Annotated in this window: 33 protein-coding genes; 4 read left to right on the top strand and 29 right to left on the bottom strand. The window is 46.3% G+C overall.

The annotated features are described in order from the left end of the window. Nucleotides 1-10 precede the first annotated feature (10 nt). Entirely contained in the window at nucleotides 11-412 is a 402-nt protein-coding gene (locus ACHWTJ_RS11860) for an SA1362 family protein (protein ID WP_294742799.1), read from the top strand. Between the two features lie 58 nt (nucleotides 413-470). Here the strand turns inward: ACHWTJ_RS11860 and hpt are convergent, their stop codons facing one another. The 3 genes from hpt to ACHWTJ_RS11875 form a co-directional block, all read right to left on the bottom strand. Beyond that, entirely contained in the window at nucleotides 471-998 is a 528-nt protein-coding gene (hpt, locus tag ACHWTJ_RS11865; protein WP_035409112.1) for a hypoxanthine phosphoribosyltransferase, read from the bottom strand. Between the two features lie 149 nt (nucleotides 999-1147). Next, nucleotides 1148-1570, bottom strand: coding sequence for a transcriptional regulator MntR (gene mntR, locus ACHWTJ_RS11870; protein ID WP_035398709.1), 423 nt, complete (start codon nucleotides 1568-1570; stop codon nucleotides 1148-1150). A 24-nt stretch (nucleotides 1571-1594) separates the two neighbouring features. Next, complete coding sequence (locus ACHWTJ_RS11875) at nucleotides 1595-2425, bottom strand: lipoate--protein ligase family protein (protein ID WP_294742802.1); 831 nt, start codon at nucleotides 2423-2425, stop codon at nucleotides 1595-1597. Nucleotides 2426-2563: 138 nt separating this feature from the next. Here ACHWTJ_RS11875 and ACHWTJ_RS11880 point away from each other — a divergent pair, with 138 nt between their 5' ends. Then, entirely contained in the window at nucleotides 2564-2944 is a 381-nt protein-coding gene (locus ACHWTJ_RS11880; protein WP_035409116.1) for a rhodanese-like domain-containing protein, read from the top strand. A gap of 66 nt (nucleotides 2945-3010) precedes the next feature. On the opposite strand, the gene gcvPB is transcribed toward ACHWTJ_RS11880, so the two are convergent. The 13 genes from gcvPB to ACHWTJ_RS11945 all read right to left on the bottom strand — a co-directional run bounded on the left by gcvPB (nucleotide 3011) and on the right by ACHWTJ_RS11945 (nucleotide 11815). After that, nucleotides 3011-4480 carry an aminomethyl-transferring glycine dehydrogenase subunit GcvPB gene (gcvPB, locus tag ACHWTJ_RS11885; protein WP_294742804.1) on the bottom strand — a complete coding sequence of 490 codons (1470 nt, stop codon included), beginning with the start codon at nucleotides 4478-4480 and terminating at the stop codon, nucleotides 3011-3013. Further along, nucleotides 4473-5819 carry an aminomethyl-transferring glycine dehydrogenase subunit GcvPA gene (gcvPA, locus tag ACHWTJ_RS11890; RefSeq protein ID WP_294742806.1) on the bottom strand — a complete coding sequence of 449 codons (1347 nt, stop codon included), beginning with the start codon at nucleotides 5817-5819 and terminating at the stop codon, nucleotides 4473-4475. Before gcvPA ends, gcvPB begins: the two co-directional genes overlap by 8 nt. A gap of 13 nt (nucleotides 5820-5832) precedes the next feature. Then, the gene (gene gcvT / locus ACHWTJ_RS11895; RefSeq protein ID WP_294742808.1) at nucleotides 5833-6915 is read right to left on the bottom strand and encodes a glycine cleavage system aminomethyltransferase GcvT; all 1083 of its coding nucleotides are present in this window, start codon (nucleotides 6913-6915) and stop codon (nucleotides 5833-5835) included. A gap of 184 nt (nucleotides 6916-7099) precedes the next feature. Further along, nucleotides 7100-7414, bottom strand: a complete 315-nt coding sequence (locus ACHWTJ_RS11900; protein WP_023467565.1) for a hypothetical protein — start codon at nucleotides 7412-7414, stop codon at nucleotides 7100-7102. Beyond that, on the bottom strand, nucleotides 7411-7896 hold the full coding sequence (locus ACHWTJ_RS11905; RefSeq protein WP_294747596.1) for a shikimate kinase: 486 nt from the start codon (nucleotides 7894-7896) through the stop codon (nucleotides 7411-7413). Before ACHWTJ_RS11905 ends, ACHWTJ_RS11900 begins: the two co-directional genes overlap by 4 nt. Further along, entirely contained in the window at nucleotides 7889-8161 is a 273-nt protein-coding gene (locus tag ACHWTJ_RS11910) for a hypothetical protein (RefSeq protein WP_231884698.1), read from the bottom strand. The genes ACHWTJ_RS11905 and ACHWTJ_RS11910 overlap by 8 nt, the downstream gene beginning before the upstream one ends. Beyond that, a complete protein-coding gene (locus ACHWTJ_RS11915; RefSeq protein ID WP_294742818.1) occupies nucleotides 8158-8451 on the bottom strand; it encodes a hypothetical protein in 294 nt (97 codons plus the stop codon). The genes ACHWTJ_RS11910 and ACHWTJ_RS11915 overlap by 4 nt, the downstream gene beginning before the upstream one ends. After that, nucleotides 8444-8803 carry a type II secretion system protein gene (locus ACHWTJ_RS11920; RefSeq protein WP_294742820.1) on the bottom strand — a complete coding sequence of 120 codons (360 nt, stop codon included), beginning with the start codon at nucleotides 8801-8803 and terminating at the stop codon, nucleotides 8444-8446. Before ACHWTJ_RS11920 ends, ACHWTJ_RS11915 begins: the two co-directional genes overlap by 8 nt. Before the next feature lie 5 nt (nucleotides 8804-8808). Continuing rightward, complete coding sequence (locus ACHWTJ_RS11925) at nucleotides 8809-9270, bottom strand: prepilin-type N-terminal cleavage/methylation domain-containing protein (RefSeq protein WP_394679774.1); 462 nt, start codon at nucleotides 9268-9270, stop codon at nucleotides 8809-8811. Continuing rightward, entirely contained in the window at nucleotides 9239-9550 is a 312-nt protein-coding gene (locus ACHWTJ_RS11930; protein ID WP_294742828.1) for a competence type IV pilus major pilin ComGC, read from the bottom strand. Before ACHWTJ_RS11930 ends, ACHWTJ_RS11925 begins: the two co-directional genes overlap by 32 nt. 17 nt (nucleotides 9551-9567) lie before the next feature. Further along, nucleotides 9568-10509 carry a type II secretion system F family protein gene (locus ACHWTJ_RS11935; RefSeq protein ID WP_294742830.1) on the bottom strand — a complete coding sequence of 314 codons (942 nt, stop codon included), beginning with the start codon at nucleotides 10507-10509 and terminating at the stop codon, nucleotides 9568-9570. A 14-nt stretch (nucleotides 10510-10523) separates the two neighbouring features. After that, nucleotides 10524-11366: an ATPase, T2SS/T4P/T4SS family gene (locus ACHWTJ_RS11940; protein WP_294742833.1), complete on the bottom strand. Its 843-nt coding sequence runs from the start codon at nucleotides 11364-11366 to the stop codon at nucleotides 10524-10526. A gap of 62 nt (nucleotides 11367-11428) precedes the next feature. After that, nucleotides 11429-11815, bottom strand: a complete 387-nt coding sequence (locus ACHWTJ_RS11945; RefSeq protein WP_035409130.1) for a Spx/MgsR family RNA polymerase-binding regulatory protein — start codon at nucleotides 11813-11815, stop codon at nucleotides 11429-11431. Nucleotides 11816-12039: 224 nt separating this feature from the next. On the opposite strand from ACHWTJ_RS11945, the gene ACHWTJ_RS11950 reads away from it, so the two are divergent. Further along, a complete protein-coding gene (locus ACHWTJ_RS11950; protein ID WP_023467555.1) occupies nucleotides 12040-12303 on the top strand; it encodes a DUF2626 family protein in 264 nt (87 codons plus the stop codon). 41 nt (nucleotides 12304-12344) lie between these two features. On the opposite strand, the gene ACHWTJ_RS11955 is transcribed toward ACHWTJ_RS11950, so the two are convergent. Next, nucleotides 12345-12962: an MBL fold metallo-hydrolase gene (locus ACHWTJ_RS11955; RefSeq protein ID WP_294742839.1), complete on the bottom strand. Its 618-nt coding sequence runs from the start codon at nucleotides 12960-12962 to the stop codon at nucleotides 12345-12347. Between the two features lie 168 nt (nucleotides 12963-13130). Between ACHWTJ_RS11955 and ACHWTJ_RS11960 the strand changes: the two genes are divergently transcribed. Continuing rightward, nucleotides 13131-13310 (top strand): DUF2759 domain-containing protein, encoded by a 180-nt coding sequence (locus ACHWTJ_RS11960; protein ID WP_035409134.1) that lies wholly within the window; start codon nucleotides 13131-13133, stop codon nucleotides 13308-13310. Nucleotides 13311-13414: 104 nt separating this feature from the next. Here the strand turns inward: ACHWTJ_RS11960 and ACHWTJ_RS11965 are convergent, their stop codons facing one another. The 12 genes from ACHWTJ_RS11965 to phoU form a co-directional block, all read right to left on the bottom strand. Continuing rightward, nucleotides 13415-15340, bottom strand: a complete 1926-nt coding sequence (locus tag ACHWTJ_RS11965) for an LTA synthase family protein (RefSeq protein ID WP_394679775.1) — start codon at nucleotides 15338-15340, stop codon at nucleotides 13415-13417. 216 nt (nucleotides 15341-15556) lie between these two features. Then, nucleotides 15557-16507, bottom strand: coding sequence for an ROK family glucokinase (locus tag ACHWTJ_RS11970; protein ID WP_394679776.1), 951 nt, complete (start codon nucleotides 16505-16507; stop codon nucleotides 15557-15559). 82 nt (nucleotides 16508-16589) lie between these two features. After that, nucleotides 16590-16793, bottom strand: a complete 204-nt coding sequence (locus ACHWTJ_RS11975) for a YqgQ family protein (RefSeq protein WP_394679777.1) — start codon at nucleotides 16791-16793, stop codon at nucleotides 16590-16592. After that, the gene (locus tag ACHWTJ_RS11980) at nucleotides 16777-17814 is read right to left on the bottom strand and encodes a M42 family metallopeptidase (RefSeq protein ID WP_294742850.1); all 1038 of its coding nucleotides are present in this window, start codon (nucleotides 17812-17814) and stop codon (nucleotides 16777-16779) included. The genes ACHWTJ_RS11975 and ACHWTJ_RS11980 overlap by 17 nt, the downstream gene beginning before the upstream one ends. A 158-nt stretch (nucleotides 17815-17972) precedes the next feature. After that, entirely contained in the window at nucleotides 17973-18482 is a 510-nt protein-coding gene (locus ACHWTJ_RS11985; protein WP_294742853.1) for a GNAT family N-acetyltransferase, read from the bottom strand. A 258-nt stretch (nucleotides 18483-18740) separates the two neighbouring features. Then, nucleotides 18741-19697, bottom strand: coding sequence for an L-lactate dehydrogenase (locus ACHWTJ_RS11990; protein WP_294742856.1), 957 nt, complete (start codon nucleotides 19695-19697; stop codon nucleotides 18741-18743). 163 nt (nucleotides 19698-19860) lie between these two features. Continuing rightward, nucleotides 19861-20640, bottom strand: coding sequence for a DUF92 domain-containing protein (locus ACHWTJ_RS11995; protein WP_394679778.1), 780 nt, complete (start codon nucleotides 20638-20640; stop codon nucleotides 19861-19863). Next, on the bottom strand, nucleotides 20634-21179 hold the full coding sequence (locus ACHWTJ_RS12000) for a 5-formyltetrahydrofolate cyclo-ligase (RefSeq protein WP_394679779.1): 546 nt from the start codon (nucleotides 21177-21179) through the stop codon (nucleotides 20634-20636). Before ACHWTJ_RS12000 ends, ACHWTJ_RS11995 begins: the two co-directional genes overlap by 7 nt. 57 nt (nucleotides 21180-21236) lie before the next feature. After that, nucleotides 21237-21386, bottom strand: a complete 150-nt coding sequence (rpmG, locus tag ACHWTJ_RS12005) for a 50S ribosomal protein L33 (RefSeq protein ID WP_012369771.1) — start codon at nucleotides 21384-21386, stop codon at nucleotides 21237-21239. Nucleotides 21387-21490: 104 nt separating this feature from the next. Further along, the gene (locus ACHWTJ_RS12010; protein WP_394679780.1) at nucleotides 21491-23674 is read right to left on the bottom strand and encodes a 1,4-alpha-glucan branching protein domain-containing protein; all 2184 of its coding nucleotides are present in this window, start codon (nucleotides 23672-23674) and stop codon (nucleotides 21491-21493) included. Between the two features lie 32 nt (nucleotides 23675-23706). Next, the gene (locus ACHWTJ_RS12015) at nucleotides 23707-24432 is read right to left on the bottom strand and encodes a DUF4912 domain-containing protein (protein ID WP_294742878.1); all 726 of its coding nucleotides are present in this window, start codon (nucleotides 24430-24432) and stop codon (nucleotides 23707-23709) included. A 107-nt stretch (nucleotides 24433-24539) separates the two neighbouring features. Then, on the bottom strand, nucleotides 24540-25202 hold the full coding sequence (gene phoU, locus ACHWTJ_RS12020; RefSeq protein WP_294742880.1) for a phosphate signaling complex protein PhoU: 663 nt from the start codon (nucleotides 25200-25202) through the stop codon (nucleotides 24540-24542). Between the last annotated feature and the right edge of the window lie 9 nt (nucleotides 25203-25211).

The following is a 25211-nucleotide window of genomic DNA, read 5'->3' on the forward strand; positions in this document are numbered from 1 at the left end:
GGGTGATATTATGATCAGACAACGCATTGGTTCTACATTTGCACTCGTCGTGTTACTGTTCGCTTTTGTCGGCTTCGGATATAAACTCGTCAATAATCCAAGTAGTCTGTTTTCACAATTGCTGTTCTTCGGCATTACCGCCGGGATCATCTTCTTACTCTTTAAGTTCCTGACTCGTAATCGAAGCGTCGGAAGCGGTACGAACGCGCAATATCGTAAATCGGTCGCTCAATCCAAAAAAATGCATGGTACTTCGAATGCTGTTCGCCGGACAGACTTCAAGAAAAAACCGGTCAAGTCTTCGAAAGCACCCGCATCGAATAAAGTCAGACCGTTACGTGATCGTTCGAAAGCCCCTCATTTGACGGTCATTGAAGGGAAAAAAGGCAAAAAGAAAAAACGTGCTTTTTAATGATAAAAGCATATTAAACAAGGAGGTTCGTCATAGGTGACGAACCTCCTTGTTTTTTTCACTCCGTTTCGACCCAACCGATGTAAGGAAGATTACGATATTCCTCAGCGCAATCAATCCCGTACCCGACAACGAAATAATCCGGAATCTCGAATCCGACATAGTCCGCATCGAGTTCTACTTCCCGACGCGCCGGTTTATCGAGTAACGTACATACCTTCAGGACGCCTGGTTGATGTAATTTCATATGATCACATAGGAAATGAAGCGTCCGTCCTGTATCAATGATGTCTTCGATGACGACGACATATTTTCCTTGAACATCGAGATCGAGATCCTTCTTCAATTGAACACGACCTGAAGAAACGGTCTTCGTCCCGTAAGAAGAACACGCGACCGTATCAATTTGGACGCTCCCTTTGATTTCGCGCATTAAGTCTGCCGCAAAGACCATTGACCCCTTCAATACGACGACGAGAACGATTTGACGTCCTGCCGCATCTGCTTCGATCTGCTGTGCTAACTCACGAACTTTTTCTTTCAGTTGTGACTCCGACACTAACTTTTCTTTAATCGTGATTTCCATGACAAGGTGCGAACACCCGTCACCCCCTTCGACCATTTTCAGGCTCAGTATAGCATATCCACTCCAAAATGCGCACTTTATCATAAAAATGTAATGAATCGTTCGTGTTTGAGGACTTTTATTCGTAATAAAACATAAAAAAACAAGCCTCAATCCTCTGGATGGGCTTGTTGATAACGATGCAGTTCCTCTTTCAAACCAGGACGTTCCGCGAAGAACTGAATCATTCCGTTAATCTTATCCAACGCTTCGATACTAATATGATGCTCGATTCCTTCGACATCCTTATAGATCAGTTCTTCATCCACACCAACGAGACGAAGAAAATCCTCAAGTAAGGCATGTCGTTCCACGAGACGTTTCCCAATCTTACGTCCTTTAGGCGTCAGCATGAGACCCCGATACTTTTCATAAACAAGGTACGTCTCCCGGTCGAGCTTTTGAACCATCTTCGTCACAGACGAAGGATGAACTCCTAACGACTCCGCGATATCCGATACACGGGCATATCCCTTATCTTCAATCAACTTATAAATTTGTTCCAAATAATCTTCCATACTCGGAGTTGGCACGACATCACCTTCCCATTTCATTCATTAGCGTTTCCAGTTCCACTCATCACTACGGTATTTCTCGGCAAGACGCTCAATCTCCTGCCACTGCTCACTCGTGAACGTTAACGGAACGAATGACAATTCAAGCGCCTCTTCGAAGCCTTTCGTGAACGCTTCTCGTACTTCGTCAAAGGCGACAGCGCGACCTGCTAACTCGTTCAGGGCGACAGCCTTTCCAGAGAAACGCGCCTTCATTCGCTCGCGCGTCGACTCATCATCATACAAGAAGCAATCGAATAGCTCACCTTCATCAACAGAGAGCGGGACCGAACCGTGCTGTAAGACAACGCCTTGATGACGGACTTGCGCACTTCCGGCGACTTTCCGTTTTCCAACAGCGAGTTCATAATACGATGCTGCATCAAAACAAACGGCTGATTTAGGCTTCCGTAACTCTTCTTTTTCCTCTTCCGTCAATGGAACTGAAAATTCGACCGGAATGCCGAGGTGATGGTATCCTTTACGAATTCCTTCCGTCAACATCCGATAACTTTCGATGACCGTGCGTGGTAAACCTTCTGTATCTTCTGGGATGACGACACTATAAGTCAACTCGTCTGCATGCAAGACGGCGCGCCCTCCTGTCATCCGGCGCACAATCGGAATCCCGAGCTCTGCGATCCGCTTACGATCGATATCACGAGTTGCCCGCTGAAAATGACCAACGCTTAATCCACGTGGTTCCCATGAGTAAAAACGAAGCGTCGGTGCGATCTCTCCCCGCCCGACGAACTGAATCAATGCTTCATCGATTGCCATGTTCATTGCCGGCTCCATCGCCGGCGTCGTCAACACTTGCCACTCTCTGTTCACTTCAGCACCCCCAAAACGTTTCCGTCTTAGTGTATCAAACCCTTTCTCAGTCGCGCAATCACGAGTCGATTGCCGAAATCGATTTCGTTGACTATAATGAAACAGAGGTTAAACGAACGAAGGGGTTGGAAGTCGAATATGGAAACTGGAACTATCGTTACGATCGTACTATGGGTCGCGCTGATCGCCTACATCGCTTGGCGTTTCATGCCGGTCAAAGGTATCACGAAATTGTCACAGGAAGAATTCCGCGCGAACTATCGCAAAGCACAAATCGTCGATGTCCGCGAAACACAGGAATTCAAAGGTGGACACATCGTTGGTGCTCGTAATATCCCGGTCAGCCAAATGAAGATGCGCTCGAAGGAATTACGGAAAGATATGCCGATTTACTTGTACTGCCAAGGAAGCATGCGTTCTTCACAAGCTGCAAAAGTCTTGAAAAAAGCAGGCTATACGAATCTGTATCAATTAAAAGGCGGATTCAAGCAGTGGTCAGGAAAAATCAAACGGAGCTAATGTTTCGTTCATCGCAAAAAGAGGATCTCTCCTTCGTCGGAGAAATCCTCTTTTTTATGAAACAGCTTATGCGTGTACTTCTTGTTTTGGTTCGTAGCGTAAGACCGGTTTTCGAGCAGCAAGTGTCTCGTCCATCCGTTTGACGACCGTCGTGTGTGGTGCGTTCAAGACGACATCTGGTGTCTCTTCGACCTCTTTTGCAATCTGGAGCATCGCATCACAAAAGGCATCGAGTGTTTCTTTCGACTCTGTTTCCGTCGGTTCGATCATAATACACTCCTCGACGTTCAATGGGAAGTAGATCGTTGGTGGATGGTATCCGAAGTCAAGCAGACGTTTAGCTATGTCAAGCGTCCGGACACCTAGTGCTTTTTGACGTTTACCCGACAAGACGAATTCGTGCTTGCAATAGACGTCGTATGGCGCTTCATACGCACCTTTGAGACGAGCCAACATATAGTTCGCATTCAAGACCGCTTCTTTCGAGACGCGAGCGAGACCTGCTCCACCCATCGTCCGAATATAGCTATAGGCACGCACGTTGATGCCGAAGTTACCGTAGAATGGTTTGACACGACCGATTGCTTCCGGGCGATCGTAGTCGAGGACATAACGCTCTTCCTCTTTGCGGACGATCGGTTTCGGTAAATACGGAATCAAATCTTGTTTGACCCCTACTGGACCCGACCCTGGTCCGCCGCCACCGTGCGGTCCTGTGAACGTCTTATGCAAGTTCAAGTGGACGACATCAAAGCCCATGTCCCCTGGTCGAGCGATGCCCATGATCGCATTCGAGTTCGCACCATCGTAGTACAGTTTTCCGCCTGCCTCATGAACCGCTTTGGCGATTTCGACGATATCCGACTCAAATAAACCGAGCGTGTTTGGATTCGTCAACATGAGTGCCGCTGTATCGTCACCGACTTTTTTCTTTAAGTCCGCTAAATCAACGAGACCACGTTCATCCGATAAGACCGTCACGGTATCAAATCCAGCGACAGATGCCGATGCGGGGTTTGTTCCGTGTGCCGAGTCCGGTACGAGGACTTTCGTCCGTTTAAAGTCACCACGTGCATGATGGTAGGCCTTAATCAACATCAAGCCTGTCCATTCACCGTGTGCTCCCGCCGCAGGCTGGAGCGTCACTTCATCCATTCCTGTGATGACTGCGAGTTTTTCTTGCAGATCATACATTAAACCGAGTGCCCCTTGGACACTTTCGACTGGTTGAAGCGGGTGAATGTGTGCAAACCCAGGGAGGCGTGCCATATCTTCATTGATTTTCGGGTTGTATTTCATCGTACATGACCCGAGTGGATAGAATCCAGAATCCACACCATGGTTACGGTTCGAGAGTGCCGTGTAGTGACGGACGAGATCCAGTTCCGATACTTCCGGTAGCGCCACGTCTTCCTTCCGTAACATCGAGGTCGGTAACAATTCTTCTACTGCCACCTCATCGACAGTCGGTAACGGTAAGCTATAGGCGATACGACCCGGTTTAGAAATTTCAAAGATCAATGTTTGCTCATTCATGTGTGAGTCCCCCTAACGCTGTCACGAATTGATCCAACTCTTCATTCGTCCGTAATTCCGTTGCACAAACAAGCATTTCATTTTGACGTGCCGCGTCATACGATCCTAACGGCAAACCGCCGATGATTCCGCGCTCGAGCAATTGTTGACTCGCACGTGTCGCGTCGATTGGTAGCGTGACGACGAATTCATTGAAGCTCGGCCCATCGTCAACGATCGTAAAGCCAGCCTGTTTCAGCTTTTGTTTTAATGCATGTGCCGTTTGCAAGTTACGTGTCGCGAGTTCCCGGATACCCCGTTTTCCGAGTGCACTCATCGCGATCGAAGCAGCGAGTGCATTCAACGCTTGGTTCGAACAGATGTTAGATGTAGCCTTGTCACGGCGAATGTGTTGTTCACGTGCTTGTAAGGTCAGAACGAAACCGCGTTTTCCATTCTCATCGACGGTCTGTCCAACGAGACGTCCTGGAATCTTACGCATCAACGCTTTTGTCGTCGTGAAATAACCACATGTCGGTCCACCAAAGCTTTGTGGAATTCCGAACGGTTGGCAATCTCCGATCGTAATGTCAGCGCCAAGTTTACCTGGCGCTTCTAAGATACCGAGTGCCAGTGGATTCGCAGAGACGATGAAGAGCGCACCACGTGCATGTGTCGCATCGGCCAATGCTTGTAGTTCTTCGACACGACCGTAGAAGTTCGGATACTGCACGATGACACAGGCGACGTCTTCGATGGCATCGAGTTGATCGATCCGTGTGACACCTTGCTCAAGCGATAATGTCTCGACGTTTAGTCCTGGACCGTTCGCATACGTCCGAACGACATCGTGTGCTTCCGGGTGAACACCGTCCGAAAGAACGATCGTCTTTTTCTTCGTATGGGCACACGCAAGCATGGCCGCTTCCGCTAACGCCGTGATACCGTCATACATCGACGAGTTCGCGACGTCCATCCCTGTCAATTCGCAAATCATCGATTGGAATTCAAAAATCGCTTGTAGTTCGCCTTGCGAAATCTCTGGCTGATACGGTGTATAGGCAGTGTAGAACTCCGAGCGCAGTAACATATGATTGACGACAGCAGGTGCATAGTGATCATAGATACCGGCGCCAAGGAACGATGGATATTGTTTCGTATTCATGTTTTGGTCGGCAAGCTTCGAGAGTGTCCGAATCAAGTCTGTTTCCGGAAGTGGAACTCCGACTTCTTCCAATGTACCGTTATCACGGACGGATGCCGGGATATCAGCGAGTAAATCTTCGATCGATGCTGCACCGATCGTTTGTAACATCGCCTGCTCATCTTCTGCTGTCATTGGTAAATAACGAAAATCCATAGAAATATCCCCCTTATTTCGTGCGACGATAAAACGGTGTCGCTGTTCGTTTCGCTGCTAAACGTTTTCCGCGTACTTCCACTTCAAATTGCTCTTGTTCCGCTACTTCTGCAGGAACGAGTGCCCAAGCAATCGCTTTTCCGACTGTCGGCGGCAACGTACCTGTCGTCACCACACCAACGACTTCCCCGTCATGCCAAACCGGTGCATCTTGACGCGCAATCCCTTTATCGAGTAATTCAAGACCGATCAAGCGACGCGGTGCTCCTTGTTCTTTCTGTTGCAACAAGACTTCTGAACCGACGAACGGTTTGACTTGTGGTTTGACCGCAAAGCCCATTCCCGCTTCGATGGGTGAAATCGTTGCTGATAATTCATGTCCATAAAGTGGCAGACATGCCTCAAAACGTAATGTGTCACGTGCCCCGAGCCCGCATGGTACGACACCTTGCTCAAGCAATGCTTGCCAGACAGCAGGTGCGTCACCAGCTGCCATGTAGAGTTCGAATCCATCTTCCCCTGTGTACCCACTGCGTGAGACGATCATTTCCACTCCTGCAACCGTCCCCCGTTGGAACTTGAAAAATCCGATCTCTGATAAAGCAAGTGGTGTCATACCGGAAAGGATGGCTTCCGCGCGTGGTCCTTGGACCGCAATTTGACCATATTGTTCCGATTGATTCTGAAGCGTGACGTCCCCGGTTAGATAATGGCGTAAATGTTGTTCGTCTTTTTCAATGTTCGAAGCATTGACAACGAGAAGATAGTCCGTTTCTGCCAAACGATAGACGAGTAAATCATCCACTGTCCCACCGTCTTCTTGGCATAAGACGTTATATTGCGCTTGCCCCACCGCAATCTTCGAAATATCGTTCGATAATGTAGCTTGTAAAAACGTCAGAGCATCCGGTCCGCTGACGAACAGTTCACCCATATGCGAGACATCGAACATGCCGACGTTTTCCCTTACTGCAACGTGTTCTTCTTTAATCGAGGAAAACAAAACTGGCATTTCAAATCCCGCAAAATCCACCATCTTACCGGTTTGCGAAACCGTTTCGAATAACGGTGTTCTTTTCAATGTCGTTTGACTCATACAAATCCCCCTATTTACGAACGTTTTCACTCTCTCTTCTCTTTAATGTTCCATTTTCAAATCCATCTTACCAATTAAAATCATAATTATCTAGTATTATTCGGAAAAAGGAACATACGAAAAAGAGAGAAAGGACCCTGTCCCTTCTCCCCTATTGTTTCATATTCTTCCCATGAAAGCCATTTCAAAATTGTTTGATTCCGGCAGTTCGTTTGATTTCTTCCTGGAGTCGACGACCTTCCGTCACCAATTGGCTCGCTCCTTGCTTCACACGATTTCCTTCTTCAGTGATTCGATTGATATTCCCTTTTATTTGATCGATTCGCTGCGTCGTATGATCAATGTTCGTCTGCAAGGTTTGCTGACGAATCGTAAAGCGCTCCATCAGTTGTTTTAACTGCCGAATATCCTGAGACAGCTTCTTTTTGTAAAGACTGAATCCGAACAACACGAGTCCTATGATAGCCAATAAAATAATACCTAACGTAATCCAAATCATGACTTCTCCTCCAATACCGTTTCAATCGCACGCGTTAACTCTTCGATTGATGCCGTTCCTTCGAGTCGGACAGTAGCCACTCCAGCATATAAGGAATAGCGACGTTCAAACAATCGTCTCACTTGTTCCCGTTCTGTCACGAGTGGACGATTCGGATCAGCGGCGATCCGTTCCCAAATCAAATCAAAGGGTGTATCGATCCAGACGACTGTTCCGGACTCCTGCATGTACAGTCGGTTCTCTTCTCGTTCGACGATCCCGCCACCCGTGACGATTACTTCCGCATTGCTACTCTTTAACAATTCGCTTTCATGTGTACGAAATCCTGCTTCGCCATGCTCAGCGAAAAAAGCAGTAATCGTTTGTCCATGTTCCTGTTCGAACCGTTCATCCAGTTCGTCGACCTCGTATTGTGTACGCAATCGATGTCCGACGGCTGTTTTACCAGTTCCCATAAACCCAATCAAATAAACCTTACTCATGTGTGACGACCGCCTCAATTCTTTGACCATTCTCTAATCTCGCTTCCATTTTAAAGCCTTTATCGGTCGCTGTACAGCTGACTTGTCCGATTGGGTAGTGGAGCGTCTCGTCCTTCGTACAATCTGCTTTCGCTGCTCGGATGAGAGACTCGAGTTGGAGTGCTTCTTGCTCTAACTGATGATGCCGCATCTCTTCGTCAATCTGCTGACAAGAAATCAAGAGCACGACTCCCATTCCTAGAAGTAACAGTAACGTTTGAATCAAGACGAATCCTTCCTGATGCATCGGAAGGAACGTCTGCTGTCGTTCAACTGAATCGAGAGAACCTCGGCATCCCCTGTCACGACATAGTGTTTGACGTCGCGGGCGTATGTCAGTTCACCTCCCTGTTCTTTTTTGAGACGTAGTTGATCTTGCACACGGACGAGACGCCACTTTTCAGACGTCTCTCCCGGATTGACGTCCATTCCACGAATCTCGTCTCCTGCGCGCTCGCACATCGTACTGCGCCACATCAGTCGTTCCACGGTATGAAAGAACAATTCTTCATTCATTCGGTTGACTTCCGGCGGACGAATGAGTGGGGTCAATGTCAAGATTGCCAGCAGAAGAAGTGGGCTCAGCCATAGGACGAATGACAGTTCGAGAAGGGTCATTCCGGATTCCGCTCGCAAGACATATCGTTTCATTGCACCACGCTCCTTGTTTCAGGACATAGGACGCTGTTCGGTTTTCAACTTGATCCGTAGCCATCTGCTCAAGCTGTTCCGTCTCTTGTTCCCATTTCATTTGTTTCGTTCGTAAATCGAGATAAGGATCAATCGCTAACATCATGAAGATACCGATTGCAACGATCGAGAGCATCACTTCAAGCAAAGAGAAGCCCGCTTGGCGTTCGTTCTGCATACTTCTCACCTCACTTTACGGATTGCTATTTGATAGTTCCCAAGTAAGAATTTGATTTCATATTCGGCTGTTGCCGAACGGCAAGACCAGGTCGCTGCATAGATCGAGTGATAGCTTTTAAAATAGATGATGCGATTCGAGGGCGGAACGGTACACGTATGACCATTTTGGAATGTTCGTTGCCATAACAACCGGTCATCCGCAAGGACAAGGTATCCTGTACCGTCTCCTCGAAATCGAAACTGCATCAATGCTTGATTTTGCTTTGAGTACTGCATGAGTCGAAGTGTCTGAATATCTTGTTCCATCAGACGAACCTCTTGTTCAAGCGGAATCCAGTCCGGTCGTTTTTCAAACAGTGCCGGTAATAAAAAAACAAGTAAACAAGCAATGATTGTCAGCACCGACGTCATCTCAAATAAGGTAAACCCTCGTTCACTTCGTAAGTTCGCCAGTCTTCGAATCATACGTATACGTCTCCTGATCACAGACGAGAGCATTCGGTTTATCAGCTGTTCCGCGATTGATCGTCTGAAGCGATTCTGGGTACTTCTTCTCTTTGGCATAGTAAAGGTTTACTTCTGACCGAATGACTCGAATGTTCGCCTCACAACTCACACCTTTCGCCTGGTCCTTTCCACTTGTCATCGTTGGAATCAAAACGAGCAGTAATAACGAAATGATCAATAAGACGGCTGCCATCTCAAGTAAGGTGAATCCATCCTGTCGCTTTAAGAATTGATTCATCGTATCGTCTCCTCTGTTTAGAATGGAAGCTGCTGAATCGCTAGCTGTATCGGATAATATAAGATGAGAAACAATGTTCCCGTCATGATCGTCAATCCGCCATACAAAATCGGCTCGATCCATAACAATTTTTTCTCTAGTTCCTCCTCTATGGATTCATACAAGAGCGTCGCTTGCTCAAGCAACAATGGTCCAAGATCACCACTTTCCCGTGCCAAATGGACGATGCCAATCGTCTCGGCTTCGATGATTTCATCTTCACCCAGTGCTTCTGCAAGTGGTTCTCCCGCCTGTTGTTTAGCATGCAGACGAGCATAAAGATGTCCTTTTTTATTCGCTTGCCCTTGCTCTAGGTGTCGAAAGGTCTCTTCGAGCGAGAAGCCAGCATCGATGAACGATCCTACTTCGATCGTGAATAAATAGCTGTAGTAGAGACGAATCAATCGCTGTAGCGGTTTCAGACGTAAAATACGGTTTAACGGAAAGAAGCGAAAAAAGAGGTAACCGGAGGTCAACAAAATAACGGGAATACTTGCGAGTAGATACTTCGCAGAGGGGTGAAGAAGGAGATGAAGAAATGAGGGGAGAGTCTTCGGGTCCGACATCTCGAGGAGAGACGGAAATACATAGAGGGCGTAAAAGAAGAACAGAAGGAATAGACTGGTCGCTAGAACAAGCGGATACCGAATCATCTTCCAAAACTTCGATCGCATTTCTGTTTCGAGGTCGAGCAGCTTCACGATTTGGCGAAGAACGAGCAACGGTCGCTCTGTCCTTTCTCCAACAAAAAGAAGTCGTTTTAAGGTATTCGTTAACGCAAGTGGTTCAAGCGATGCTGCAAAGGAGTCTCCTTTTTCAAGACGTTGTTCCATTTCTCCGACTACTTCCGCGAACGGCTGACGCTCGAATCGTTTTAAAATGAGTAATGTCTCTTTCGCGGAAATACCTTTTGATAACAAGCGATGATATCGTTTTAAGAACCGACTTTGATCGCGGCTTGTAAGTTTCTGACGGTACAGCGGACATCCTCTCCTTTTCGCTCGAGATGAATGATGCGTTGACAGACAGCTAGTTCTGACTCTTCGATCCCTAAACTGCGCAATCGCAATCGCGCCTCATCAATACTTCCAGCGTGTAACGTAAATAACACGACGTGACCACTAAGTGCGGCATTCATCGTCAAACGTGCTGCCTCCCTCGTCCGCACCTCACCAAAAGCAATCCAATCCGGATCCGCTCGCAATATCTCTTCAAAACATCGCGTAGCAGTGAACCCTGCCTTTTCATTTAGTTCCAGTTGTAAGACGTTTGGTACCGTACATTCCACCGGATCTTCAATCGAGATGATTCGTTTTTCTTCCATTGCACTCATCAAGGAATATAACATCGTCGTCTTCCCTGCACCTGTCGATCCAGAAATGACGATACACCCGTGTCGTTGTTCAGCTAACCAAGCAAAGTCCAACTGATCATGCAGCGTGTGTAAAGCCGTTTCACGAGAGACCGTCGAACGATAAAAGCGCCACGACATCGCATCGCCTTGTCGACTCGGTAACAATGAGACGCGCATTCCCTTTTTTCCGTGTGGATACAAGCCACTTTGCGGAATCCGTTCATTTTGTTCCTTTAAGTTCGCCTCATAGCGAACATGGCTGACAAGCGTCCGGTAACGCGTCAGTTCTACGTCATCTTGTTCACACAGTCCGTCGCTCGTTCGACAAACGATCCTGACACGAGTCTCGTTCGGTACAAAATGAACATCCGTTGCACCGAGAGCTTCGAATCGTTCCATGAGTTGTGTCGTCCATTCCTTCATTTCTATTCACCTCCCTACAGCAAACAATACACAAAAAAAAGAAGCCGACCAAACCGGCTTCTTTACGATACGTGTGCAATTGTCCGATGTTTACGTTTCGCTAACGTCTCAAGACCCGGTTTATCATAACCGATAACGAGTTGTTTTCCATCAGTGATGATTGGACGACGTAACAATTTCGGATTGTCACTCATGAGGCGTAGTAACTCACTGAGTTTCATGTCTTCAATATCAATGCCGAGATCTTTGAAGGCTTGACTGCGTGTTGCGAGCAAACTTTCAATCCCGTCCGTCGATAATTTCAACAGTTCCATGAGTTCATCAACTGTTGGAGCATTTCTGAACAGATGACGTTCCTCTACATCAACATGTTCCTCTTTTAACCATGATTTCGTTTTACGACATGATGTACAGCTTGGATATGTGAAAAAGACTAACTCATTCGCCATTTTTGCTCCTCCTCTCAAAGTGTGGGGTTTCATTACAGTTACTATAGCACGCCATTTTTCCTTTGTACACCTTTTGTACAACTATTGTACAACTTTTTTTGAAACTTCATCTTTTGTTCACAGTTATTCCTTAACAATCACTAGAACAGGATAGACGAATGATTGTTTGCTTGGTAAAATAAGTACGTATATTGACTATCTGTCGGATTTAGGGGGTTATAGGAATGGGGAGAATGTACCGCGTACTCGGTTTCTGGACTGGTATTATCGCAGTCATGGCATTTATCGGCGCATTGGGTGGCGATGCAAGCTCAAGTGAGCATACGGATTCATTTTTAGTCATGGGCTTCGTCTTCTTGGCACAAACTGTCTTTTTTGCAGCGCTTGGTTACTTGCGCTTAACTGAAAAAACGTATGTCTATATCTTTGGAGCTTACTTAACTGTATTTTTCATCGTCTTTACGTACTGGTCAAACTTCCAGATGTAATGAAAAAAACTCGTCATCCTTTTGGATGGCGAGTTTTTTAGTCATAAGAATGGATTCGATTTCATTTCTTGACGAATCGTCGTACTCGGACCATGACCCGGGTAGACCGTCGTATCTGCCGGTAGTTCTGCAACGAGTCGATCAAGCGAACGCATCAGCACGTCTTGATCCCCACCATAAAGATCCGTCCGTCCGACTCCTTGCTGGAACAAAAGATCTCCACCGAACGCGATCCGCTCTCCCTTAAAGTAGAACGTCACACTTCCTGGTGAGTGCCCTGGCGTCTCAAGTACGTGCATCGAAAAGTTACCGATCGTCAATCGTCCTGGTTGCAACAGATGATCCGCTGGCTTCATCCGCATCGGCGGCATACCGAATTTCGCCGAACCATTCCATTCCGGGTTACCAAGCCAGCCCGCTTCTTCCGCATGCACGTAGACAGGAGCTTCCGTGAAGCGTCGTAACATATCGACACCACCGATGTGATCAAAATGAGCATGGGTCAAAAGAATTCCTTTTAGGGTTGCTCCTCGACTTTCAATTTCATCGAAAAAACGCATATCCTCTGTTCCCGGATCAATGACAAGACATTCCTTATCCTTAAATAACAAATAACCATTCTCAGATGCCATACCGGAAGTGATCATTACGATTTCCATTCTATAAAACCCCTTTGCAATAGACTCTTCCCCTACTATACACGAAATTGTCGAAAGTTCCTGCAACGCCCTCTCGACTTTATCCCGCGAGTCGGATAAACTAAAAAGTGAGATTTAAGTGAAATCTTCGTGAAATTCATAACGTGATTGTTTAAGGGGGAGTACGTCATGCATTTGGATCAACCAATCGGTTGGCTTTTCTTCTTCGTCGCACTCGTCGGCGTTTGGGCCGTCGTTCGTTCACTTAAGAAACGCCAAATGTTTCCACTCGTATTCGCAGCCCTAACTGTCGTCTTATTCGGCTGGTTTGGGATTGCGACATTGATTTACGGCGGTATTCCATCGTAATCAGAGTACGCTAAAAAGAGAGATGCCTCGCGCATCTCTCTTTTTCGTTGTTTTATAAAAAAAGAGTAGATCTACTAGAACGTAGACCTACTCCGATGACTGACTTATTTTGAAGTTTGAAGGAAACGTAGCAAGTCACCATAGATGACTTTATCTGAAAGTCCTAATTCCTTCTCAGATTGTTTCGTAGATTGTTTACACATCTCCGCTTGTTCCCCGTCTTTCACTTCTTCTCCTGTCTTGCGGTCATAACATGTTTCTTGCGTGTAGACTGTCTTATCTGTTACGACAGAACCATCACGGAACAACGCATAGTCTTTATGTTGTTTCGAGAAGAGATCGGTACCGAACAAGACCTCATTTTTGAAATCATGACCTAACAAGTGAAGCAACGTTGGTTTGATATCGATTTGACTCGCGACATTTTCGTGTTTGACACCCTTCGTTTGACCCGGTAAATGGATGACGAACGGCACACGTTGTAATTGTGCGACATCATATGGTGTCAACTCATCTTTGTTCATGAGTTCTGCCATCGCAGCATTATGGTTTGTTGAAATACCGTAATGGTCACCGTATACCATGAAGATCGTATCATCCCACGTACCATCTTTTTTCAGACCCTCGATGAATTTACCGAGTGCCATATCTTGATACGCTAGTGCCTGAACATAGTGATTCAGTGTCGTAGAACTTGTCTCAAGCGGTGGTACGAGTTCATCTTCTGGTTTTGGCATCTCAAATGGATAGTGGTTCGTCAACGTGATGAACTTCGAATAGAACGGGCGCGGTAAATCTTTTAACATCGGAAGTGACTGTTCGAAGAACTTGTCATCGAGTAAGCCCCACTCCGTTAAATCTGCTGGATCCCCTAAATCATAATCCGTCTCCGAGAAGAAACGATCTACGCCGAAACTGTTGTAGACGATGTCCCGGTTCCAGAATGATTTGTTATTCGCATGGAAAACAGCTGAGTAATAGCCATCTTCTTTTAACATCTCAGGTGTTGCACGGAATTCGTTCTCTCCGTTTGTGAAGAACGCAGATCCACGACCAAGTGGATAAATCGAGTTCTCAAGAATGAACTCGGCATCTGACGTTTTCCCTTGTCCTGTGTTGTGATAGAAGTTATCCCATGAATGGGATTCCTTAATCAACTTATTCAAGTTCGGTGTAATCTCTTGACCGTTTGGTGCTTTTAAACCAACCGCAAAGGATTGAGCCGACTCAAACGAGATGACGATGACGTTCTTCCCTTTATACTTTCCGAACATCGCCGGATTGGCTGCAGCATGCTTCGAATCGATGAAGTTTTGGACTTCTGATAATTCTGAGCTATCCGCAAGTGCTTTTTGGGCAGATGTCTTCGACTGGATGAGTGCGTCATACATATGGAAGTTAAATGTTCCGATATTCTTGACGAGTAATTCCCGGTCAAAGGCACGTGTCAATAATTCTGGGCGTTCTGTCTCAGCAAGCGTCAAGTTTCCAAGGAAGACGACGACTGCTGCGACGAAAGCGAGAATCGCCCGTCCACGTGACGCGACATTTTTTGACATATCCATTTTCCGTAAGAAAAACGGTAAGATGATCAAATCGCCGACGATCAGTAAGTCAGCCCAACTTAAAAGCGATGCGAGAGAAGCGGAAACCGTCTCTGCGTTCGACGTTTGGAACAATACTGGCAACGTCAAGTAATCATTAAAGAAGCGGAAGAAAATGATGTCCGCATATAAAATGACTGTTGCGACAAATAGTGTGCCGTAGATGAACCATTTTTGGACATTCCCCCGGAAGAAGAAGCTGAACCCGAACATGAAGAGCGCTGAACTAATTGGATTAATTAGTAGAATGAATGCTTGCGCGGAGTTCGTTACGGGAACGTTGAAGAAAAGTGTATACGCTAAATACGTTTTTAACCAAATCAATAAGGTCGCAATCCAAAAGAGCTTATGCTCTTTATATGTGCTGCGAACGCCTTGACCCATCTTTAGGCGTATTCGCGACCAGATGTTTGCGTCTTGCTGCATAAAAACCTGCCTCCTAATTTACATGTGCTTTCTGCTTTCAGTTCACACAACCTACCTCATAATGTACATATACCCATATCACGTGAAAATTTTACGCTTAGTTTTACAAAAATGCAACCGGAATCCGGAAGATACTTAACAATCACATATTTACTATACGTTTGTAAACAAAAAAAAGATTCGCCGAAGCGAACCTTTCATTGAAATTGAATATTATCATTTTTTCAAGAACATTTGTTTAGCAAGCCAGGCACACCCGATGACTCCAGCATCGTTTCCAAGTTCAGCGATCTTGAACGTCGTCGATCCAAAGACACGCGGTAAAGCAAACCGTTCAAACTGTTGACGTAATGGCGCAAGCAGTGTTTCACCTGCTTTTGAGACACCTCCACCGATGACAATGATTTCCGGGTTAATACTATTTGCTAGATTCGAAATCGCAAGTCCGAGGTGGAACGTTACTTCCTCTACGACTTCCGTCGCGACACGGTCACCTTTCTCATACGCTTCAAATACATCTTTCGCCGTCACAGCTTTAATGTCATTCAGTAGCGTTTCTTGTCCTTTACGCTTCTCAAGACCAAGACGGGCAATACCTGTTGCTGAAGCAATCGTCTCAAGACATCCTTTCCGTCCACATCCACACATGACGCCGCCTTCGGGCAACATCGTGATATGACCGATTTCTCCTGCCATACCAACCGTACCGTGAACGATTTGTCCGTTCGTGATCAAACCGCCACCGACCCCCGTACCAAGCGTGACAGCAAGTAATTCTGTCGCACCGCTACCGGCGCCTTTCCACATCTCACCGATTGCCGCTGCATTTGCATCGTTTTCAAGTACTGCCGGTAAACCTGTCAACCGTTCGAATTCACCGACGAGTTCGAAATTATGCCAACCGATGTTGACTGCCTTTTCGACGACACCTGTATTGAAGTCGATGAATCCTGGTGCCCCAATACCCGCTCCGACGAAATCCTCTGGTCGTTTATTGCTTTCTTGACACTTCTCAAAGAATGATTTTGCGATATCTCCCGGAATTTGTGCACCATCATTCAGGATCACCGTCTCAATCTCCCACTTTTCCACGATGATACCTTGCAAATCCAAAATTGCCATCTTGACTGTTGTTCCACCGATATCAATGCCGAGTAACCATTTCATCGCTCTGTCTCCCCTATGTTCATATAATATCTACCTATTCAGTTTACCGAACTGGACTACTTTGCGCAAAGGGTTGCACACCTTAACTGTTTTCAGGTTGTGAACGCTTTAATTCATGGCGCAAGATTAATTTCGCTGAATCATATTGACGTTGTTCCAAAACACCTGCTTCTTGTAGTTCATCGAGTTCTAGCATCATCATCGTGATATCGGATGCTCGATCCCCAAGATAGATGAATGTGCCATATGTCTTAAGTAACTGTTGTACGTCATACAGTGTCTTCATCGACCATCGGCTCCTTTACATAGGCATGTAGCAAATCATAGGTCGCTTGTAACGATGTCTCGTGTGTTCGTTCATACGAATGACTCGATTCGATCCCCGGACCGAACAGTCCGTGCCGGACATCATGTCCTGCATGTACTGCTGCTGAGGCATCCGAGCTGTAGAACGGATAGATATCGACCTTATATGGAATACTATTACGTTGCGCCAAGCGTGTCAGTTGGTGACGAAGTGCCAAGTCATAAGGACCTGAACCATCTTTTGCACAAATTGAGACCGTGAATTCGTCCGAATGCTGACCATCCCCTAATGCTCCCATGTCGACCGCGATATATTCTGCGACTTCTTCCGAGAATCCAGCATTGCCACCGAATCCGACCTCTTCGTAATTTGAAATCAGTATCTGAACTGTGTGTGGAAGCTCGATTGTTTTCCATTCTTTGATTAATTCAAGCAATAAAGCGACAGATGCTTTATCATCCAGGTGGCGTGACTTCACGAAACCGGTTTCTGTATAGAGGAAACGTGGTTCAAACGTCACGATGTCTCCCACTTCAATCCCTGCGACTCGTGTCTCTTCCGCTGTCGTCGAACGGATGTCTAATCGCACTTCGATATTATCAGCGGAGCGTTCCGTCTTATTCGTCTCGCGTGACGTATGGACACTCGAATGATGGAAGACGATCGTTCCAGAAATCGTTTGACCATCCATCTTATGAATCAGACAGTTTTCTCCTTCGATGGCTGTCCACGCATACCCTCCCAATTGAGATAAACTGAGTCGTCCCGTCGGCAAAATCTCTTTTACCATCGCACCTAACGTATCGACGTGTGCCGTCAGTAATCGCGTTCGTGTTGAAGCACCCGGTAGTGTCGCTAGGATGGCGCCTTTCTCAAGCTTTCGATACGTGATTCCTTCTGCCACCAATCGCTTTTCTACATATGTAATCGCTTCTTTCGTCGAACCTGTCGGACTCGGAATCGAAACAAGCTCTTCAATCGTACGTATGACTTCTTTCATGTTCATTCGCTCCCTTTCAATCGGACTACGACGTACCATCCGCTTTGTTCTCATGATAACAAATATTCATTCATTGCCGGTACTGATATCCTACTAGTACCATACGAAAAAGCTGTAGCACTTTTCTGCTACAGCTTTTTCCACACCATCTGAAGAACTTAGACGTACTTCTTCATCCAAATATCATCACGATATGTGCCGTCTTCTAATTTTACGGAGTCTGGATCTTCTGCATACACTTCAAAACCAAGTGATTCATAGAGACTTTGTGCTGCTTCATTTCCCGATAACACAGCGAGGATGACCTGCTCGACATCTGGCAGTTTCTTTGCTTCGTCGATCAAGGCTTCCATCAAGGCGCGTCCAGTGCCCCCACGATATTCAGGTGATACGTATACTCCGGAAATCATCGCTTTATGCGATTCACGTGACAATTCATATGGTTTGACCTGACCAAACCCAAACAATGTATCACCGTCGAACATACCGAGCCAAACCTCATCGGAGTCGGGTTCTCCTTCTAGACCTTCTCGTACTTCGCGGAGCGGGGTTTGCTGTTCATCGTCAAACGAATGACCGAACGCATCTGGATGATTTTTCAATCCCTCAAGGCGTAGATTCCAGTATTGTTCTGCATCCTCTTTAGTTAATTTTCGAAAAGTATACATGACTGTCGGTTCTCTCCTTTTTTGGGTTTCATGACGTACAATCAAATGACGTAAAAACGCTTCTATCTCTTACTTAACCTTTTTCTAGTAAAATAAAACCTAGATTTTTTTCTCTTTTTATTTCACTCAAACACAGTAGTGATATTCGCTTCATCTTTTCTTTTCAAAAAAAAACTCAAGGATGGACACTACGATACAGGACCACCACTTGAGTTTCTTAACTCTCAATTTATGAGGTTTTCGTCACGATTCGCCCCGTTAACCTTGCAAGACAGGTTCGAGCGTTTGACGCAATACATCAGCAGAATGATGAAACTTCTTCATTTCTTCTTCCGTTAATGCAACTTCAATGATTTCCCGCACACCTTGACGATTGATGATCGCCGGTACTCCGATGTGAATGCCAGAAATCCCGTATTGTCCATCCACATGTGCCCCGACCGTCAACAAACAGTTCTCGTTCCCAAGGATAGCACGCACGATTCGAACAAGTCCAAGTCCGATCGCGTAGTAGGTTGCTCCTTTTCGTTCGATGATATGGTAGGCGGCATCTCGAACATTGATATAGATTTGATCGAGGTCTGCTTGAGAATAACGATCGTCCTCAGCAAGCAGCTCGTCAATCGTTTTTCCATAGATACGGCTATTGCTCCAGGCAGCGAATTCCGTATCTCCATGTTCTCCAAGAATGTAGGCATGGGCATTACGGGAATCGATGTGAAAGTATTCTCCGAGCATTTGACGTAGACGCGCTGTGTCGAGCACCGTTCCTGATCCAAATACACGTGATTTTGGAAGACCAGAATACTTCCAAGCCAGATGAGCCATGATATCGACCGGATTGGACGCCACGACGATGATGCCGTCAAAACCGGAATCCATGATTTGACGAATCATTTCTCTCATGATCAATGCATTCTTTGCGACGAGATCGAGTCTCGTCTCCCCAGGCTTTTGTGGCGCTCCCGCCGTGATGACGACGACCTCCGCTTCCCGGCAGTCCGCGTAGTCTCCAGCCCAGATCCGCATCGGTGAAGAGCTGAACGGGGTTCCATGGTTCAAGTCCATCGCTTCCCCTTCTGCTTTGGCTTTATTGACATCAATGATGACGAGTTCCTCACAAAGTCCAGCTGTTGACATCTGATAAGCAAAGCTTGAACCGACTGCACCGGCTCCAATTAGCGCCACTCGTGTTACTTTCGCATGTAATTCCATCTCGTTATGTCCACCCTTTCATTCGTTCTAAGAGTTTGTTAACTATATCACAAATAAATTGTAACATCTTTCACATTCTTTGTAACATGTGAAAATAATCACATTTGTCCATTTTGTGTCATCGATATCCTAACATAAGGAATTACATCGTTATACTTTCCACTTACCAGAATCGGATGATAATAAACCCAATTCCACTCGCTAGACCACTCGTCAAGACGTTCACAGCATCATTTCCAAGAAGTCGAATACCCGAGACGTAAATTGTCAGTTGTCCATGATGCTCTCGCTTTTCCGTACGTTCCCCGCAAACTGAACATTGATAAACACGTTGCCACATTGCTCCAAATAGCGTATCGAGTAGACTGCCGATGACTCCGATGCCTATTACAAGTAAGGTATCTGTCAAAGAAAGAGAGAAGATCCAATGTGCTGCTAAAGCAATAAACGCAGCCCCAGCAATTGTTCCTAGCGTTCCGATTAAAGACATCGCGCCGCTCGTTCCTGCTGGTACCCGTCGTAAAGTTTTCAGAGACCATGGATCACGACTTGAAAGTGGTCCGATTTCCGATGCCCATGTATCGGCATTCGATGCGGCGATGACAAATAAGAATAACAATAGGTACGCTTTATCCATCGTCATAGTGTAGGCTATGGCAGCGATGAATGCAACTCCACCATTCGCAAGAACTTGCCATCCATCACGTGCACCATCTTTTTCGACAATCGCATCCACGGATTTTTTTCTAGTACGTCCTATTTTCGATAAAAGACTTGAGCTACCAAAGAAGAGTAAGAGCACTACCAAACCGCTCCAGCCGAATCCAAATGAAACACCACTGCCGACGAGCATCGTAAAGACAGCTCCACTTGTCGTCAATAAACGGAAATGTCGTCCGGTCCAGGCAAGGAAGAGACAAAACAAAATCGCGATACTTAACATCGGATGACCTCTTGGTCCGTGACGATGAGATCAACTGGGATATCGAAGTCTTCCACTTCGAAATCTGAAAGGAGCTGTTCGGAAAAGGCAATGGATACTTTGCAACCTGTGTAGGTCACGAGTGCACGATCATAATAACCGCCCCCCCACCCTAATCGATAGCCATCTCGCCGATAGGCACGTCCCGGAACGAGACAAAATGCAGCTTGATCAAGTGTTGTGCGACGAGCCGAATCCATTGGTTCTGCGATCCCCATCTGATTATGCTGCAATTGATCTTCTGGTCTATATTCATAAAAGACCATCTCTTCTCCGACTACTTTCGGTATCAAGACCGTCTTGTCCTCTTGCCACGCTCGTTCAATCAACATTCTCGTATCGCATTCATTTCGAAACGCTAACGTGATTGCGACACAGGTAGCTTGTTGCCATTCGGGCAATAGCAAAACATGTTCATGGATTAACCGTTCCTTTTCAGCACGGTTGTCCATCACCTCTAGGCGTTCTTTGATCAGACGGCGTACTTCTTGTTTGTTCATGGCTGTCTTCCTTTCAACAAAAAAAGCCATCACACGAAGTGACGGCTTCCATCTCAATTATTTCACTTCACGGTGAAGTGTGTGCTTACGGAGACGTGGGTTGTATTTCTTCAACTCAAGACGCTCTGGGTTGTTACGCTTGTTCTTTTTAGTGATATAAGTACGGTCACCAGTTTCAGTGCAAGCTAATGTGATTTTAACGCGCATGGGATTCCCTCCTATCTAGCTCTCGATGTATCAAGTGATTTTGCTTTACATAAGGTTAAGCATACTCAAGTATCGTACCAAGAAAGGAAGGGAATTGCAACTGTTCATCCGTTCTTTTTCGGATTCGTCACGTGTTGATATGGTTTTTCAAGGTTCTCTTCAAAACGAAGGGGTTTCTTTTCGACGTGATACTCCTGTTCCACCCCTTGACGTGACTCTTCTCGTTCTAAATAAACGACAGCCGATTGACGCAATGCGTCTCCTTCAAGTCGCTTTAGCGCTACGACCAAACCACCTGACCGATCCGGTGAACGCTCACTTTCGACATCATAGACATTACTGACAAGTGGTAATTCCTTTATCTTAGCGATTGCCTGAGCAGCTGACGCCGTCTCCATGTTGAAGTTATGGACGACTTGGAAATCAACAATCTTAGATAAAGCTTGCGCTTGACGTAAGAAGGCTAGGTTTAACGCTGCCAGTTGATTGTATGTCTGAACGAGCGGTAGACCCGTCACTTGTACCCCGTATACGTGAACACCCTCTTCGAATCGATATGTTTCCGGGTTTTCCGTCACGACGTAAACGTTCTCTCCTGCTGCCGCTAGTCGTTTTGCTATATCACGAACCGGACGATGGGATTGTTCGTAATCCCGAGCGAACATGAGGATACCATCTTTATTTAAAGCAGCATCGCGTTTGACCGCAACATAATAGTCATGAGCAGTTAAGAAAACATCCGGTTCGATGTCTTCATCTTGTAGGAACGGATATTGCTGATAGCGTCTCTCCAGCCAGTCCATCGTCAATTCTTGTGCATCGAGACGACGTTCGGTTTCCTCAAATCGTAAGACATGTTCACGGAACCGGTTCGCAGCATATTGTGCTGTCGTCTGCCCGTCTAAAATGAATGGCCAATCGCTCGAGACCGCAAGTAGGTATTCTCGAATGAGCTGGCGTTTCGCCCTGACAGTCAACGCATCTTGATGGCGGTTTCGCGCCACGATTCCTGCTAGTCTCTTTTCGAGCTGATGGAGATGGCGAATCATCCAGTCATTCCGTTCATTGATCCAGACTTCCGCATAGCCTTTACGTCCCCACGTCCCCATCGCAACATGGACAGTATCGATGTCTTGGAAATGACGTTCGAGGAACATAGCTGGTGAGATCGACTCGATCGCCTGATCTTCTAAACGTTCCATCGCTTTACCAAGGAAGTCGGGACCTTCAAACCACCAGTGACCGAACAATTCGGCATCAAATGGTGCTGTGACAAGGAAGGGTGGGAAGTCTTGTCCTTGATGCGCATCTAAATGTTCGCCGAGTGCTTGCGCAAAGTCTGCTGCGTGGTCACTCGTCCGTTGCCATGCCCAATCACGCACGTAATAGTCTTTTTGATCCGTTTCTCCTGTTACGCGATGCAATTTCAACCCTGTATCATAACGTAGGCCTTCTGGGTGCATGAACTCGGCGATTTGATCCCACTCCCGATCGTACGCAAGATCCCGATAAAATTCACGGTAATCCGGATGTCCCGGATATCCGATGACAGAACTCCAGATCTTTCCGGAAATGATTTGGTCACGCGGGAAGAGTGCTACACCGTGTGGCGAATAGACGGGTGCCCCAATTCCGTATTTTGGTGCCGGATCGGCGTTTAAAATCGAATGTTCATCGACAAACGTATAGCGAATGCCTTCTTCATATAAAATCCGATCAAGCCCTGGCGTATAGGCACATTCCGGCATCCAAAGACCAGATGGTCGGAATCCGTAATGACGCTCGAAACAGTTCAAGCCAGTCTGAATTTCAGAACGCGCCGCTTGTTCAGACAACATGTGCGGACTGAATCCATGAGTCGCCGTACAGGTAATCAAATCAAGATAGCCTCGCTCCTTGTAATGGCGAAATGCCCGGTTCAAGTCTTTTTCCCAGTGCAAGAACGTATTCAATAAATCTTGATAGCGTTCTTGATAGAATAAAAGGGCATCTCGTTCCTTTTGATCAAGCTCTCGCTCCAGTTCCTGGCGAATCAAACGTAATGTGTCCTCGATATGCTCAATATAGCGCTCTTGAATCAATGGATCGGCAAGCATCTCGATGACCGGCGGTGAAATACTGACTGTCCAACCGAGCGGACGTGATAAGCGGTCGACTTCCCACAATAATGGAATGTAGGTTTCTGAGATCGCTTCATACATCCACCGTTCCTCAAGACGATGCTCCTCTTCGTGACGGATATATGGTAAGTGTGCATGTAAGACAAGTGAAAAATATCCTTTTCGCATTGCTTCTCTCCCTTTCCCTCTCTCTAGTTCCATTACCGGACGCGATCGAAATAAGAATATGGTCGTAAGACTTCGACCCATTCCGGTTGTTCGACCTCTCCATATTGCCAATGGTGCACGACTTCTGCGAAACGTCCATCCGTGACTGGTTCGTCGCGTGGTGTCTCGATCGGTTTCGAACGCAGCACTGGAACAAAGTCTCCATCAATCGTTTGAACGCCCCATTCAATGATGTATGTAGTATTCGGGGCGACGGGGCGGACGAACCACGCATTCGTCATCTCGGGTAGTTCGAACTGATACGTACGATTCGCTTGTCCTTGTTCGAAATTAACGAGTGTGACATCAATGATACGTAACTCTTTACGAAACGAATCGAATGTCGTGTGGTAGTGCGTCTCAAGCAACTGTTTCGACAGTTCAGACAATTCCCAATAGACGTAAAACGCAGTAGGTGACTGAACGATCGCATGGAGAATATCATCTTCATAATGCGTCGCCATTCCGAACGCGTCTCGTTCGAGTGACGGCACCACTTGCGTAGACGGTACGACATCCAATACCGGTGCAGTCGACTTTTTTGTCTGTTTGACAGTCTTTGATTTTACTTTCGGCGCTGCTACAGCAGGTTGTTCTGTCAACGACTTACGGTATTTGGTCCAAGCATATTTGATTTTCCCTTCAGTCGTATCCAATTGAGCTGCGATTTGTTTTGTTGTCAGCCCTTGTTCTTTCATTTTAATGATTTGCTCAAGCATTCCCAATCACCTCTCTGTCATTATTCACTTCTTTCCTATTCTACAAACGTGTTTCGAATCCCTTTACAAAAAAAGTAGGCAGAGGAAATTCCTCCTGCCTACTTAGTTCACCCGTTTAAATCATAATGTTTTCCTTTTTCGAGATAGATTAAATGTTCCCCGACGTTCGTCAAGTGGTCACCCATCCGCTCAATGTAGCGGCAAATATTCGTGAATTGCATGACCTCATCGACAACGATCGGTTGCAGGGACATATGACGCATATATTGCCGAAGCGCCTTATATGTCGTTTCATCGATGACGTTATCGAGATCCGACAAGGCTTTTGCCTTTTCGACATCTCCGTCACGGTATGCAACGATCGCTGTTTCCGTCATATCCAACAATGTCTCGAACGCTTCCTTCAACAAGGAGATATCGATGACGTATGGGAATGTCTCGACACGAAGAACTGCTTTAGAGATATTCCCTGCATAGTCGGCAATCCGTTCGAGATCTGATGAAATCTTCATGGCTGTGATGATCCGACGCAAATCCGTCGCAACGGGTTGTTGCTTCGCGATTAAGAGAATCGCATCATCATTGATTTCAAGTTCAAGATCATCGAGTTCATTATCGTTTGCGATGACACTACGTGCGATATCTTGATCGTATTTTTCGAGCGCCTCTGCTGTCGTTGCGATTTGTTGCATCGTTTTACGTGCTAGTAAAAAGACTTTTTGATCGAGTATTGCAAGGTTTTCTCCAAAAATCGTACGGTTCGCTGCCATTCGTCTCGT

This window comes from uncultured Exiguobacterium sp. (assembly GCF_964277885.1).
Taxonomy (GTDB): Bacteria; Bacillota; Bacilli; order Exiguobacteriales; family Exiguobacteriaceae; genus Exiguobacterium_A.